Raw genomic sequence first — 12,599 nt, forward strand, 5'->3', positions numbered from 1 at the left:
CCCCAATATCTATGCGCGACTCCGCATGTCGTGAATCGGCCGCACACGGTTCGTCTCCCACATAGCGAACGAGATACTAGCCGTGGGAAAATATATACCGTCAAGCCTAGGGCGGCCACCTGAAAACCGGACACCTTCACCGGCTGGCTTGGCACTCTTCAGAAGGTCGTCGCACAGAAGGGTGCACTATTGCCAAGTACGAATACCTCTCGACCTACTCCCAGACAGAAACTGCACTCCGGCTCCCGCCCGCGGCGCCCAGTTCCTCGCGCCAGAAGCCTCCTCTCTGTCGCTGCAGTTGCTGCAAAGCAACGAGCGTCGCAGCCTTTTGCTGCTGATGGCGGAGAAAGCCCGTTCGGCCAAATGCGGGACCTCATCCCGCCGAATGTCCCGGTAGGTGAAGCCATAGGATTGCTCGCGGGCTTGCTGGTCAAGTGCGTCGATTCGGGCAACCCGCGCGCGGCACAAGAGTTGATGAAACACGAGCTTTTCAACGGGAGCGCGTTGGAAGCTGTTGTGCACTACGCGCGACGTGAAACCGAAACCGCGCTCGTAGGGCGAATCAATGCATTGCATATGCAGATTGCAGAGATTACCGAGCAGCATGACGTGTTGCAGGCCCGCTTTGCCACGCTTCAGGTGGAGCAACGAGAGCGACAAGAACAAGCTAAGCAAAAGCGACGCAAGGCTATCAAGCCGGCCCAAGCGGCCCGACTTGCAGGGGCGACAAATACGAAGATCTCAGCTGAACTGACTCGACGGCGACGCAATGGCGAAGATATCCAAGGTCGTCACGTTTGCTCAGAGATCGCCGCGCGACTTGGTGTTACGGCAGATCACGTGCGCAAGGTAAAGCGAAACTGGCTCAGTGGGTTAAAGCATGAAAAACGCGACTGACGTATCGATCGTCTTGTTTGACGCAACCGAAACGCGATTATCGATACGGTAGTCGCGTATCTCGCTTCAAGCTTCGTATTAGCCCGTGCAGTCCCGCACGGTTCCTAGAGATGAGGAGCTTGAATGGAAAATCTGTCGTCAACGTCCGGCAATCGGGTCGTCCGCATGCGACCGCTTATTGAGCGTGTCGGTTTGAGCAAGAGCGAAATCTATCGCCGAATTCAGGCAGGAACGTTTCCTCGGCCAATCGCACTCGGCGTTCGTGCCGTTGGCTGGCTCGAACGGGACGTAGAGTTGTGGCTCGTGACTCGCGCGAAGCGAGGTGAGGCATGAGCATGAGCGACACGACCAAGTCTGCGGATCAAACTGCCATTGATTTGGAGTCCGCGCGTACGACGCAAAAGGCTGCCGAAGTCCAGCACTATTGGACATTGGTCGAGCATCAACACGAGCGCTACGCGTTGGCGCACGAGCATTGTGTTGATACGGATCGTAAGGAAGCGGCTCGCGGCATGATGGCTGCGGCCGCCATTTTCGAGATCGATGGTCGGCGCATGCCTTCTAGATTAAAAAAGGCAGCCGACGTCATCAAGATCGCGGTATTTCTCCTCGATCCGAAGGCCCCTGCATGACGTCGCACCAAAGTCACTTTGCCGTGATGAAGGGCACGGCGAGTCGGCCGCGTCACGCCGTTGCCTCTAGGCTGTCCCTTCCTCGATTTGCGCATTGCGGCGGTGCGCAGTATCCTGTGACCGTCGCTGAGACAACAGCGGCCGGGCGTGGAACCCCGAATCCAAAGGCGGACAACCGCCGCTCAGGCGGTATTTTTTCGTCCGCACGCCTTCGCGCGCCTTCTTCTATGGGCGGGCCTTGGCGGGGACGGCTTCGGCCGTGCCGGTTTCCTTTGGTCCGGTGTTCCAACCCCGTCATGTGCCCGCCCACCCCGATTGGAACCGGGGAGCGGGTTGTAGCCAATCCCAAAGGAGGTCGCACCCAATGCGCCAGTCGTCGCACGCCCATACCGGGCAGCAATCCCACCTCATTCAATCCATCGTCCGCACAGCACTGCGCGACGCGGCAACCGCCAGCACGTATCAGGACGCGCTCGACGCAACCGGCGCGGCGCTGGCTGCGATCGCGGCGCTCGTCCGTGCGGAGGTGCGTCATGGCTGACCTGCGCTGCAAGATCGGCGATCTGGCGATCGTCACGAAGTGCGATGCGCGCTCGCGTGTCGGCATGCTGGTCGAGGTGGCATCGGCTCGTCCGACGCCCGATCACGATTGGCGTGTGCGAATCTTGGGCGGCCCCGTCTCGGGGCGCGGCGTCTACGACCGGCGATTCGGCGAGTTCACGCATGCGGCTGTCCAGGACTGGAACCTCACGCCGATTCGCGGCGAAGCGGAGCTGGACTACGCGATCGACGTCGGGCAACTCCTCGCGTCGATTCTGGAGGTGCGCCATGTCTGAATTCCGCCTGCCGAACGAAGCCGCGATGGTCGCCATGTGTGCGGCCCATCAGTTCGCCCACCTCGAAGCGCTGTTCGATGCCGTGCGCTCGCATCTTCCCGAGGGCACCTACGAGCGCTCGCTCGTCGACATGGGGCAAGGCGTTGCGAGCCGGTATTCCGCCGAAATGCGCCGCACGGCGCAACCGGAGGTGTGCCATGACTGACCAACGCATCCGAACCGCGGTTATCAATGGATTCGACAATGCGCCGCCGCTCGATACAGGCGCTCCGATCGAGCTGCAATTCGCCGTCGACCTGGGCGCGATCTGCGCTGATGCGTGGCTCGACCTGAAAGGCGATGTGCGACTGCACGACTACGCGGCGCATCAAGCCGCCGCGTTCGCACGCGGCATGGAATCCGCCATGCAGGACGCAGGCGACGTCGACGCGCATCGCGTCACGATCAGCCGCCAAGCGTTCGCGGCCGGCCTGATGGGGCGCGTGCAGCAGCATCTGTTTGCGGCGCTCGGCCTCGTCACGCGCGAACCGCGCACGACGCACTGAGGGGCGGTCATGGCAAAGACGAACAAGAACGCCGTGCAACCGCTCGCGTCGCACTTCGTGGCCGAGGTGAACCGTCCCGACCGTAACCGCATCGGCACGCGGATCAGTGACGCCATGGAGCTGCTGGACAGCCTGCATTGGGCGGCTGACAAGGCCACGTCCGACGACGACTACTGGCTTGTGCTGAGCCTGTTCCGCGCGTCCCTGCCGTCGATCGGCGCGGCGCTGGAGGCGGCCAACGACGCCCTTGGCGAGTCGCGGCTCGGCCGCTACGTCTACAGCAACGACGTCACGGCCGGCGGGGCGGTTCTGTCGGTGCCTCGCGCGACCGGCTGATGCTCCGCCGCTAGGCATCATCGAATCATTCAATTCTTCGCGCGTCGGGTAGCTGCTTGCCCGATATGGACTACTAATCGGAAGCCGACCGACGCGCGTCCAGTGGGAACCTATGAGTAACGCACCCATGTCCGAATTCGAGCGGGCGAGAGTCGCGCTCGGCTATGTTCCGCCCGACGACCGCGACACGTGGCGTCAGGTGGGGATGGCGCTCAAGGCCGAGTTTGGCGAGGAGGGCTTCGCCCTCTGGAACGAATGGAGCCAAGGCGCGCAGAACTACAATGGTAAGGACGCGCGCGATGTGTGGAAGTCGTTCAAGGGCGGCAAGATCACCATCAACACGCTGTTTCACCTTGCCAAGCAAGGCGGCTTCGATCCGCGCGCGCATCGAGCCAAGCCGATCGATCCAGCGGAACGCGAGCGGCAGAAAGCCGAGCGCGCGGCCCGCGAAGCGGCCGAGCTCGCCGAGCTGACCGAGAAACAGCGGGCCGCGTCGGCGCTTGCCGAATCGATCTGGTCGACGGCCGAGCCCGCGCCGGCCGATCATCCGTATCTCGTTCGCAAGCGCATCCCGGTCGACGCGCTGCGCGTCTATCGCGGCGCCTTGTGCATCGGCACGGCCGCATGCGACGGCGCACTCGTCATCCCGGCCCGTGACGCGGAAGGCAAGCTGTGGACGCTGGAGTTCGTCCTGACGGACGGGCAGAAACGCTATCTGCCGAACGGCCGCAAGGCCGGCTGCTTCTCGTTGATCGGCGGCCCGCTGCCTTCCACGCCGGCCACGCTGCTGATTGGCGAGGGTTACGCCACGTGCGCAACGCTCGCGGCCGCGACGGGCTATCCGGCCGCCGTCGCGTTCGACGCCGGCAACCTGCACGCCGTGGCGACGGCGCTGCGCGGCCAGTATCCGGACGCGCGCATCGTCGTATGCGCCGACGACGATCACACGACGAAGGGCAATCCGGGCATGACGAAGGCGCGCGCGGCGGCCGAGGCCGTTGCCGGCATCGTCGCCGTGCCCGACTTCGGTCCGAACCGCCCAGCGGCCGGCACCGACTTCAACGACCTGGCTGCGCACCTCGGCCCGGATGCGGTGGCCGCCGCCGTGCGCGCTGCGCTCGCGCCTATCGGCTCGCCGGATGCGGGCAAGCCCAAGGCCGCCCCAGCCGCCGCGAAGCCCGCCAAGCGCCCGAAAACGGCCCGCGCGCAGGACGGCAAGTCGCGGTTCGTCGTCGACGACAAGGGCGTGTGGTTTCACGGCTTCAACAATCAGGGCGATCCGCTGCCGCCGCATTGGGTCAGCACGCGAATCGATGTGATCGCGGAGACGCGAAACGAGATGAACAGCGAGTGGGGCTACCTGCTCGAATTCACCGACCGCGACGGCATCCTGAAGCGGTGGGCGGTGCCGGCCGGCCTCTTTGCCGGCGACGGTACGGAGCTGCGCCGCATGCTGCTCGATATGGGCGTGAAGCTCGGCGTGACGCAGATCGCCCGGACGCAGATCGCGAACTATGTGCAGATGGCGCAGCCCGACGAGCGCGTGCGCTGCGTGCCGCGCGTCGGCTGGCATCACGGCGCGTTCGTGTTGCCCGATCGCGTCATCGGCACCGGCAAAGAGGCGCTGATCTATCAGGCCGACACACCGATCCAGAGCCAATTCAAGGAGCGCGGCACGCTGGATGACTGGCGACGCGAGGTCGCAGCCTACTGCGTCGGCAATAGCCGGCTGCTGTTCTGCGTCGCTACCGCCTTCGCTGGTCCGCTGCTGCACTTCTCCGGGCTCCAGTCGGGCGGCTTTCACTTGCTCGGCACGACGTCCAAGGGCAAGTCGACGGGCGGCGTCATCGCCGCGTCCGTGTTCGGCTCGCCGGACTACGTGCGGAGCTGGAAGGCGACCGACAACGCGCTCGAAGCCGTCGCCACGCAGCATAGCGACGCGCTGCTGATCCTCGATGAAATCGGACAGGTGGAACCGCGCCTGGTCGGAGATGTGATTTACATGCTCGCGAACGAGTCGGGCAAGGCTCGCGCGTCGCGTAGCGGCTCGGCAAAGCCGGTTCTCACGTGGCGGCTGCTGTTCTTGTCGAACGGCGAAAAGAGCGTGTCCACGCTGATGGCCGAGGGCAACAAGCCCATGAAAGGCGGTATCGAGGTGCGTTTGCCCGCGATCCCGGCCGAGGTCGGCGAAATGGGCGTCGTGGAGAAGCTGCACGGCTTCCCGACGCCGGCCGCGCTGATCGAGCATCTAGAGCGGCACGCAGGCATGCACTACGGCACGGCCGGCCCCGCGTTCATCGAGTGGGCGTCGTCGCAGGCCGGCGAGCTGGCCGAGCATCTGCGCATGCGCGTCGACGAGCTTGTCGGGCAATGGGTGCCGGACGGCTCGCATTCGCAGGTCGCGCGCGTCGCCAAGCGGTTCTGCCTCGTTGCGGTGGCCGGCGAGCTGGCGACGGCTCACGGGCTGACCGGCTGGCCGCAGGGCGAAGCGGTCGAGGCCGCGCGTCGTTGCTTCGAAGGCTGGCTCGAACTGCGCGGCGGCACGGGCAACTCGGACGAAGCGGATGCGGTGCGACAGGTGCTGCACTTCCTCGTCGCACACGGCGACAACCGTTTCGTGTGGATGAACCGGGCGCAGGACGACCATCGGCCGAACGCGCCGCACCGTGCGGGCTGGAAACGACTCGTGAAACACGACAAGAGCAGCATCGCCATCGAGTCGGATCAAGCGTATTACGCTGAGTTCGGCGAGAAGATGAGTGCCGAAGACGCGGAAAGCGTCGAGACGGAATACCTGATCGAGTCAACCGTGTTTCGCAAGGAAGTATGCGCCGGCTACGACCATAGGATCGTCGAGAAGGCTTTGATGAAGCGGGGTGTGCTGATGTTGCGTAGCGATGGGCGTCCGTATCGACAAGAACATATTCCCGGCATGACAAAGAAACTCATGGTCTATCGCGTCCTGCCGTCCATCTTCTCACTCGAAATCTAAGCTGCACCGCCGCCGTCCGGGAGGGCGGTGGCGGGCATCCCTTTGCGCGGCACTTTTGGCCCGTGCGTCAAAGTTACTTTGAGCGATACGCTCCAGATGGAACCGGGTCGGCGGTTGCCTCGACTCTTGCTGAGGATGTAACAATCCAGCCCGGTTTATCTCCAGTATCTCCAGCGTTCTCCAAATCGTTTGGAGACACACGAAGCCTTACCCCACAAGGCTTTGCGGCCGATTCGGGCGTTTATCTCCAACTCTCCAACTCGTTTTGCACTGAGCGGACAGGTGTCGACCGATTGTATCGACCGCGAAGCTAGACGGGGCAAGGCTCTCCGGGATTTGACGGGCATCAGAAGCGTGTTTTGGAGGGGGGTGTCCACGATGCGCCCCGATCGGGCATTGTTGCGCCGGCCGCAAGTGTCGGGGTGGCCGGAAAGCGGGGGACCCTGCGTCTAGGGCAAACACGCGGGGGCTCACACCCGCGTCTTTTCTCTACTGACGGCAAACATAGGGGGGACACATAATAATAAGGGGCCAAATCGTCGGCTTACCCTATGCCTAGGCCGTGTCCGTTTTGCTGGTGGGGGACGCATGGAAGGGGGTCATACTCGCAGCGGCACGGATCTATCCTGCCGCCGCGATCGGGATGATCTGCGCCCCACTCTGCTTGTCGAGATAGTCCGCCCACCACTGCATCATTCGATGGCGCTCCGACAGATACTCGGCATGGTTGTATGCCGCCCGCACCCCGTCCTGCTCCGAGTGGGCGAGCTGACGCTCGATCCAGTCGGAATTGAATCCCTTCTCGTTCAAGATCGTTGAAGCGAGACCACGGAACCCGTGCCCGGTCATACGGCTGCGATAACCCATCCGGTATAGAGCGTACAGAATCGTGTTCTCGCTCATCTGCTGCAACGGTCTGCGGCTGTTCGGGAACAGCCAGCGACGGTGGCCCGTCAGCGCGCGCAGCTCGGAAAGCAGCGCGATCGTCTGCTCGGCGAGCGGCACGATATGCACGCGGCGCATCTTCATCTTCTCGGCCGGAATGCGCCACTCTCGGCGCTCCAAGTCGATCTCCGTCCACTCGGCCTGCCGCAGCTCGATGGTGCGAACGAACGTCAATGCCAGGAATCGCAGAGCGAGCCGGGTCTCGGGCTCGCCTTCATAGGAAGCGATCGAGCGAAGCAACTCCGGCAGCTCGTTTTCGCCGACTCGCGCCATATGCTTGACGGGCACCGCCTTCAATGCGCCTCGCAGGTCCGGCGACGGATCTCGCTCGGCACGGCTCGTTGCAACGGCATAGCGAAAGACTTGGCCGCATGTCTGCAACGTCTTGCGCGCCGTCTCGAACGCCTCTCGTCCTTCGATTCGTCGAATGACCGCGAGCAAGTCCGGGGCGCCGATCGAGGAAATCGGGCGCTGGCCGATCAGGGGAAACACCTCGCGATCGAGCTGTTTCTTGACTCGGTTCGCGTGCGAAGCGCTCCATGTCGCTTGCTGCGCCTCGTACCACTCCAGCGCGACGGCCTCGAAGGTGTTCTGTGCGGCAATGGCGCGAGTCTGCTTCTCGACATCACGCTCGAACGCAGGGTTCTTCCCTTCCGCTAACAGCCGCTTCGCTTCGTCACGCCTCGACCGAGCATCAGCGAGCGACGTCGCTGGATAGTCGCCGAACGTCAGCAGGTTTTCTTTGCCATTGAACCGGTATTTGAGCCGCCATTTCTTCGAACCACTGGAGCGCAGATCGAGATACAGGCCGCCGCCGTCGAAGAGTTTGTTTCCCCCGGCCTCATCGAATCTAGCGTTGCGGCACTTGGCGTCGGTAAGAGGTTTGGTTTTCATTGTTCGTCGGGGGTACGGCATACCCCCAAATCCCGGAAGTCATACCCCGAATCTTACCCCCAAATTTTGGGGATGCCCCGGCCTCTCACGGGACGTCCTGAAACAAAAAACCCGCGTCAGCGCTAGGCTGGACGCGGGTTTTGGGACTTCCGGGTACTACTTGAAACTAGTGTTTGGTGCCGGCTGCAGGACTCGAACCCGCCACCTGATGATTACAAATCACAGAGCTTTGATGTTCTTCGAGGTTGACCTAAATCCATGTAGGCACTGCGACCAAGAAAAATAAAGGCTTACCCAGGAACACCCGATGATATTTCGTTGACTCGGATTGATCAAGCATCCCATAATTTGCCTACACGCCGCCTACATCGATACGTGTAGGCAGCCTTTCAAGACAGTTATGTCGGGGCCAGTAATGTCCAAGGTGAATTTCACGACGGAAAGGGTAAGTTCGCTTCAATGCGAAGCCGGGAAACAGCAGACGATCCATTGGGATGCCAAAAGTCCCGGGTTGGGACTGCGGGTCACGAAATCAGGAGCCCGCTCGTACGTATTTGAATCGCGACTCTTCGGCAAGACCATACGGGTGACAATTGGCGATCCTCGTTCATGGGACCTCGGCAAAGCTCGGGCAGAAGCAGCTCGTCTTGCCCTGCTCATTGATGCCGGAAAGGACCCTCGGGAAGTCAGCGCGGAACAAAGAGCCGCACATGAAGCGCGACAAATGGAAGCCCGTCGGAAGGACGTGCTTTTTGCCGATGCGTGGGAGGCGTATCTGGACGACCTACGCACCCAAATTTCACCGAAGACAAAACGCCCTCGTTCAACGCAGTACATCGAAGATCACCGTAAGCTGTCCGCAGCTGGCGGCGACGCCAAAAAACGCGGCAAGGGACCGACCACTCGTGGACCATTGTACTCGTTGATGCGCGTGAAGCTCACGGAGCTAAATGGTGCAGGAATGGCCGAATGGCTCAAGATTGAGACGGCGGAACGGCCAACAAGTGCTGCGTACGCGTATCGAGTCATCAAGGCGCTTGTCCGTTGGTGCGATAGCCAAGAAAGATTTGCCGGCCTGATTCCTGGTGATTGCTACTCGTCCACGAAGGTCAAAGCGCTCTTGCCCAGTACGAATACGAAGGAAGGGGACAGCTTGCAGCGCGAACAGCTTCGCGCATGGTTCACAGCCGTCCGAGCGCTTCCGAACTTCGTCGTCTCCGTATACCTACAAGGCCTTCTACTCAATGGGCCTCGCCGCGAAGAGCTCGCCGAACTTCGCTGGGACGACGTAGATTTCGAATGGAACAGCATCCGCCTAAATGACAAGATCGAGGTCAAGACTGGCCGGGTCATTCCGCTCACCCCATATTACGCGTCGCTACTTCGAGAGCTGAAGCGCCTCAACGACACGCCGCCTAGCAAATCGGTACTTGCAGCCCTCCAAGCAGAAGGCAAGACATGGAGTCCCTCCGCCTGGGTGTTTGCAAGCTCCGCATCGAAAAGCGGACATATTGAAGAGCCGCGTTACGCGCACAACCAAGCGATTCAGGCCGCGGGCCTCTCGCATGTAACCCTGCACGGACTGCGTCGTTCCTTCGGGACTCTGTCCGAGTGGTGTGAAGTTCCAGTTGGAGTTGTAGCCCAAATTCAAGGCCACAAACCAAGTGCTCTTGCGGAAAAACACTACCGTCGTCGCCCCCTCGACATGCTACGCATGTGGCATTGCAAAATCGAATCTTGGATACTCGAGCAAGCGCAAATCCAGTTCGAGACGCTCGAAGGTTAAACTTCGTCGGCCACTCAACGCAGTCTCATTCACTGATACTTCGCCCGGTCTATAACACGGCTACTTCCGCTACAGGAATCGGCGACCGCCCGGCGGTGCCCACAACAAATCGTTGCATCCGATCCCATGCCGCGAGGTAGCGGTGCTTCGGCACCGCGGCCAATTGCTCGTCGTGCGCGATCAACACCCGCTCAACATCCCTCACTTCGTTTTCGCGAAGCGCCCACGCTTCGCCACGCTCTGCACGTGCAATACAAGCATCTAGCGCAGCCTCTGCGCGCCGATACAAGTCCAGTTCGGAACCCGAAGCCGTCTCGCCTCGCATGAAGAACGCGAGATAGACTACACGTAGCAGGCAAACGACCTGGTCACAATCCCCGTCTCCAGAACGAACCACAGCCAGCGCCATATGGTTCTCCAGCGACAACGATCGCACCTTTCCAGTCGACAGCGGCAACAACATCTCTTTCGCCAGCCCAGCGCGCCCACCACGTCGCATCGTACTTCTTCCCACTTGCCTACCCTTTCACATTGCCTGAGCTAGTCAGCTTACCCGATCAGTCCCTGCCCTCGTAATCCCACTTCAGACGCTTCTTCGGGTCCTTCGTCATTTCAAGAAACGCGCAATTGGGACACCAACGCCCCTTGTTCTTGACGTTCGCCGGTGACGACTGCCAGACATGCCCTCGATGGCACTCCCAGGTCAGTTTCACGTGTGCGCCTCGGTATTCGTCGGACAGGCACAGCCCGCCGCGCTCCCTCGCAATTGCCTGCATGGTTTCGAGCGTAAGACGTCGCGCAAGACCCGCACATTTCGGACACCAATGCCCGGTCACCACCATTTGTCCAGACGCCTTCCATCGATGGCCTTTCGCACATTCGAACGGGTAATGATCCCGACTACGCGTGTACTGCGCAGCCAAGCACCGGCCACCATGCTGTAAAGCAATCGCCTGCAATCTCGCAAGCCCATCGGCCAGAACATTGCATTCTGCCGATTTCACTCGTCCGCATTCCGGACACCATTTGCCCCTACGGATCAGCTCGCCAGTCGTCTCCCACTCGTGCCCTTCGGCACAGCGGAGGCGGTAACGTTTCAATAATCCGCTGAACGGTCCATTGAGGAGCACGCCACGGCGATCGGTGATAGTCGCCAGCCAACGTGCTTCAATCTCGTCTGCATCGCATGCCTCACAACGAGCTTGCTCGCCTCGGTACAGTAGCGCCATTGCATTGCGAGTAAATCGATGGCCTTTCTCGCATTCGAATTCATACCGCTCGTTGTAGCCGGCCCAGGTGCCAGAGAGACATCGCCAACCCAGTGCCGTAACAGTGGCATGCAATCGCTCAAACGCTACCGCGCCCGCGTCGTCGAATCGACATGCCGTACACCATGTCCCGCCCAATATTGCGCCGGCAAAGCTTTGCCACTCATGGCCGGCTGCACAACGAAACCTGTATCGAGACATCAGACCGATATAGGTTTCGCTCAGACAAATGCCGCCTCTTGACGCCGCAGCTGCTTGCAATCGCTGTAGGCCATCGGATCTGCGCTGTTGTTCGGCACTTTCCTTTCTCGCGCACGCTGGACACCAATGACCGTCTAAAACAAGCCCGCCTTTGGTCTGCCAGCGGTGACCGCACGAGCATTCCATTTCGTAGCGTGCCGCCCTACCCACATATTCCGTCGCGAGACAACGACCGCCTTTGCTCCGTGCCGCTGCTTGCAGGCGGGCAAGCCCCTCCCGATCCAATAGGCGTGCTGAGTTGGCTTCAGCCACGCAACGGCGGCACCAGCGGCCGGCGACGATATGCTGCCCCAACGCTTCCCATTCGTGCCCCTTTGCACAGCGCAGGCGATAACGCCTTGCTACGGTCGTGAATTCGTCACCGACAAGCTCTCCTCCGCGCTCCTGGACTATTGCCATCCATCGATCACGCAGCGCTTCGCATTTGCACTCGGGACACGTGGTCGCATTTTTATACAGAATGGAAGTTGCGCGCCGCTCAAACTTGTGCCCTTTTGAACACATGAAAAGGTAGCAAGCGTCGGCGCCGCCCCATTCGGACGCCATTAACGTAAGGCCGGCTGCCTTTGCAGTATTCGCAACCTGTTGGAACGCCTGTTCACCCGTACGCGCCATAACTGACTAAGGTATTGTTTCGTCGAAACCATCGAACATCGGAACCAACCGAAGCAACTTGCTCACGGGCCAACCGCACCACGCGTCGCGAGGTAACTCACCGCCGCATCAAGCGCAAGCGCCTGTACGCCGGATCGTTGCCCGGCACCTGCGCATCCAATTCTCTTACGCTGATTCTGATGAGGAGCTCACACAGCGCCGTGTGAGCTCACACCAGGAAGATGCTCTCAGTCCGTTCCGTGCTTTGGCGACCTCGGACCATACAGCAAGCCGTTCGGCGGCCCAGCGGACAGAAGTCGATTGCTCGTCAGCGCCGCAACAGCATGGCCTTCATCCGACAACGAATGCGCGACCTGCTTGACAGCGGCCTGGACCAGCACGCCGACGATCCCGAATGCGCCCACGTTGACGTTGTTGCCCATTTCCTTACCCGTCGCCCGCCCATTGCCCTGCCAAAGCACGTCGCCGCTCTTCAGATCAACGAGCTTTGCCGATGCCGCAACCACAGTCGTGCTGTCGATGATCTGATAAACGGAGCCATACTGCGTCACCTTGGAGTAAAGCGCCGCATCCGCTCCAAAGATCTCGCGCA

General features: G+C 61.3%; 14 protein-coding genes. 10 read left to right on the forward strand and 4 right to left on the reverse strand.

Annotated features, from left to right (window positions below; genetic code table 11):
* Nucleotides 1-363 precede the first annotated feature (363 nt).
* The 9 genes from DPV79_RS27640 to DPV79_RS27685 all read left to right on the forward strand — a co-directional run bounded on the left by DPV79_RS27640 (nucleotide 364) and on the right by DPV79_RS27685 (nucleotide 6,238).
* Nucleotides 364-897, forward strand: a complete 534-nt coding sequence (locus tag DPV79_RS27640; protein ID WP_113046989.1) for a DNA-binding protein — start codon at nucleotides 364-366, stop codon at nucleotides 895-897.
* 165 nt (nucleotides 898-1,062) lie between these two features.
* Nucleotides 1,063-1,230, forward strand: a complete 168-nt coding sequence (locus DPV79_RS27645; RefSeq protein WP_162631670.1) for a helix-turn-helix transcriptional regulator — start codon at nucleotides 1,063-1,065, stop codon at nucleotides 1,228-1,230.
* A gap of 2 nt (nucleotides 1,231-1,232) precedes the next feature.
* Entirely contained in the window at nucleotides 1,233-1,529 is a 297-nt protein-coding gene (locus DPV79_RS27650) for a hypothetical protein (RefSeq protein WP_133295735.1), read from the forward strand.
* Between the two features lie 364 nt (nucleotides 1,530-1,893).
* Nucleotides 1,894-2,070, forward strand: coding sequence for a hypothetical protein (locus DPV79_RS27660; RefSeq protein ID WP_111015460.1), 177 nt, complete (start codon nucleotides 1,894-1,896; stop codon nucleotides 2,068-2,070).
* Nucleotides 2,063-2,365, forward strand: a complete 303-nt coding sequence (locus DPV79_RS27665; protein ID WP_059856054.1) for a hypothetical protein — start codon at nucleotides 2,063-2,065, stop codon at nucleotides 2,363-2,365. The genes DPV79_RS27660 and DPV79_RS27665 overlap by 8 nt, the downstream gene beginning before the upstream one ends.
* The gene (locus DPV79_RS27670) at nucleotides 2,358-2,570 is read left to right on the forward strand and encodes a hypothetical protein (RefSeq protein WP_059488240.1); all 213 of its coding nucleotides are present in this window, start codon (nucleotides 2,358-2,360) and stop codon (nucleotides 2,568-2,570) included. Before DPV79_RS27665 ends, DPV79_RS27670 begins: the two co-directional genes overlap by 8 nt.
* Nucleotides 2,563-2,910 (forward strand): hypothetical protein, encoded by a 348-nt coding sequence (locus tag DPV79_RS27675; RefSeq protein ID WP_011545898.1) that lies wholly within the window; start codon nucleotides 2,563-2,565, stop codon nucleotides 2,908-2,910. The genes DPV79_RS27670 and DPV79_RS27675 overlap by 8 nt, the downstream gene beginning before the upstream one ends.
* 9 nt (nucleotides 2,911-2,919) lie before the next feature.
* On the forward strand, nucleotides 2,920-3,246 hold the full coding sequence (locus tag DPV79_RS27680; protein WP_113046992.1) for a hypothetical protein: 327 nt from the start codon (nucleotides 2,920-2,922) through the stop codon (nucleotides 3,244-3,246).
* A gap of 127 nt (nucleotides 3,247-3,373) precedes the next feature.
* Nucleotides 3,374-6,238: a DUF927 domain-containing protein gene (locus DPV79_RS27685; protein WP_165843580.1), complete on the forward strand. Its 2,865-nt coding sequence runs from the start codon at nucleotides 3,374-3,376 to the stop codon at nucleotides 6,236-6,238.
* Between the two features lie 621 nt (nucleotides 6,239-6,859).
* Here DPV79_RS27685 and DPV79_RS27695 read toward each other — a convergent pair.
* Complete coding sequence (locus tag DPV79_RS27695; RefSeq protein WP_113046994.1) at nucleotides 6,860-8,077, reverse strand: tyrosine-type recombinase/integrase; 1,218 nt, start codon at nucleotides 8,075-8,077, stop codon at nucleotides 6,860-6,862.
* A 415-nt stretch (nucleotides 8,078-8,492) separates the two neighbouring features.
* Here DPV79_RS27695 and DPV79_RS27705 point away from each other — a divergent pair, with 415 nt between their 5' ends.
* Nucleotides 8,493-9,863 (forward strand): tyrosine-type recombinase/integrase, encoded by a 1,371-nt coding sequence (locus DPV79_RS27705; protein WP_113046995.1) that lies wholly within the window; start codon nucleotides 8,493-8,495, stop codon nucleotides 9,861-9,863.
* 49 nt (nucleotides 9,864-9,912) lie between these two features.
* On the opposite strand, the gene DPV79_RS27710 is transcribed toward DPV79_RS27705, so the two are convergent.
* From DPV79_RS27710 to DPV79_RS27720, 3 genes are all read right to left on the reverse strand, one after another.
* Nucleotides 9,913-10,326, reverse strand: coding sequence for a hypothetical protein (locus DPV79_RS27710; protein WP_113046996.1), 414 nt, complete (start codon nucleotides 10,324-10,326; stop codon nucleotides 9,913-9,915).
* Nucleotides 10,327-10,420: 94 nt separating this feature from the next.
* Nucleotides 10,421-11,938, reverse strand: a complete 1,518-nt coding sequence (locus DPV79_RS43470) for a hypothetical protein (RefSeq protein ID WP_244321823.1) — start codon at nucleotides 11,936-11,938, stop codon at nucleotides 10,421-10,423.
* 296 nt (nucleotides 11,939-12,234) lie between these two features.
* On the reverse strand, nucleotides 12,235-12,599 hold a 365-nt coding region (locus DPV79_RS27720; protein ID WP_165843581.1), incomplete at its 5' end, for a GNA1162 family protein.

It is taken from the genome of Burkholderia reimsis (assembly GCF_003294055.1).
GTDB classification, from domain to species: domain Bacteria; phylum Pseudomonadota; class Gammaproteobacteria; order Burkholderiales; family Burkholderiaceae; genus Burkholderia; species Burkholderia cepacia.

Coding starts and splice junctions, on each gene's coding strand:
- DPV79_RS27640 (WP_113046989.1), top strand. CDS start 364: ATGCGGGACCTCATCCCGCCGAATGTCCCGGTAGGTGAAGCCATAGGA.
- DPV79_RS27645 (WP_162631670.1), top strand. CDS start 1,063: ATGCGACCGCTTATTGAGCGTGTCGGTTTGAGCAAGAGCGAAATCTAT.
- DPV79_RS27650 (WP_133295735.1), top strand. CDS start 1,233: ATGAGCGACACGACCAAGTCTGCGGATCAAACTGCCATTGATTTGGAG.
- DPV79_RS27660 (WP_111015460.1), top strand. CDS start 1,894: ATGCGCCAGTCGTCGCACGCCCATACCGGGCAGCAATCCCACCTCATT.
- DPV79_RS27665 (WP_059856054.1), top strand. CDS start 2,063: ATGGCTGACCTGCGCTGCAAGATCGGCGATCTGGCGATCGTCACGAAG.
- DPV79_RS27670 (WP_059488240.1), top strand. CDS start 2,358: ATGTCTGAATTCCGCCTGCCGAACGAAGCCGCGATGGTCGCCATGTGT.
- DPV79_RS27675 (WP_011545898.1), top strand. CDS start 2,563: ATGACTGACCAACGCATCCGAACCGCGGTTATCAATGGATTCGACAAT.
- DPV79_RS27680 (WP_113046992.1), top strand. CDS start 2,920: ATGGCAAAGACGAACAAGAACGCCGTGCAACCGCTCGCGTCGCACTTC.
- DPV79_RS27685 (WP_165843580.1), top strand. CDS start 3,374: ATGTCCGAATTCGAGCGGGCGAGAGTCGCGCTCGGCTATGTTCCGCCC.
- DPV79_RS27695 (WP_113046994.1), bottom strand. CDS start 8,077: ATGAAAACCAAACCTCTTACCGACGCCAAGTGCCGCAACGCTAGATTC.
- DPV79_RS27705 (WP_113046995.1), top strand. CDS start 8,493: ATGTCCAAGGTGAATTTCACGACGGAAAGGGTAAGTTCGCTTCAATGC.
- DPV79_RS27710 (WP_113046996.1), bottom strand. CDS start 10,326: ATGTTGTTGCCGCTGTCGACTGGAAAGGTGCGATCGTTGTCGCTGGAG.
- DPV79_RS43470 (WP_244321823.1), bottom strand. CDS start 11,938: ATGGCGTCCGAATGGGGCGGCGCCGACGCTTGCTACCTTTTCATGTGT.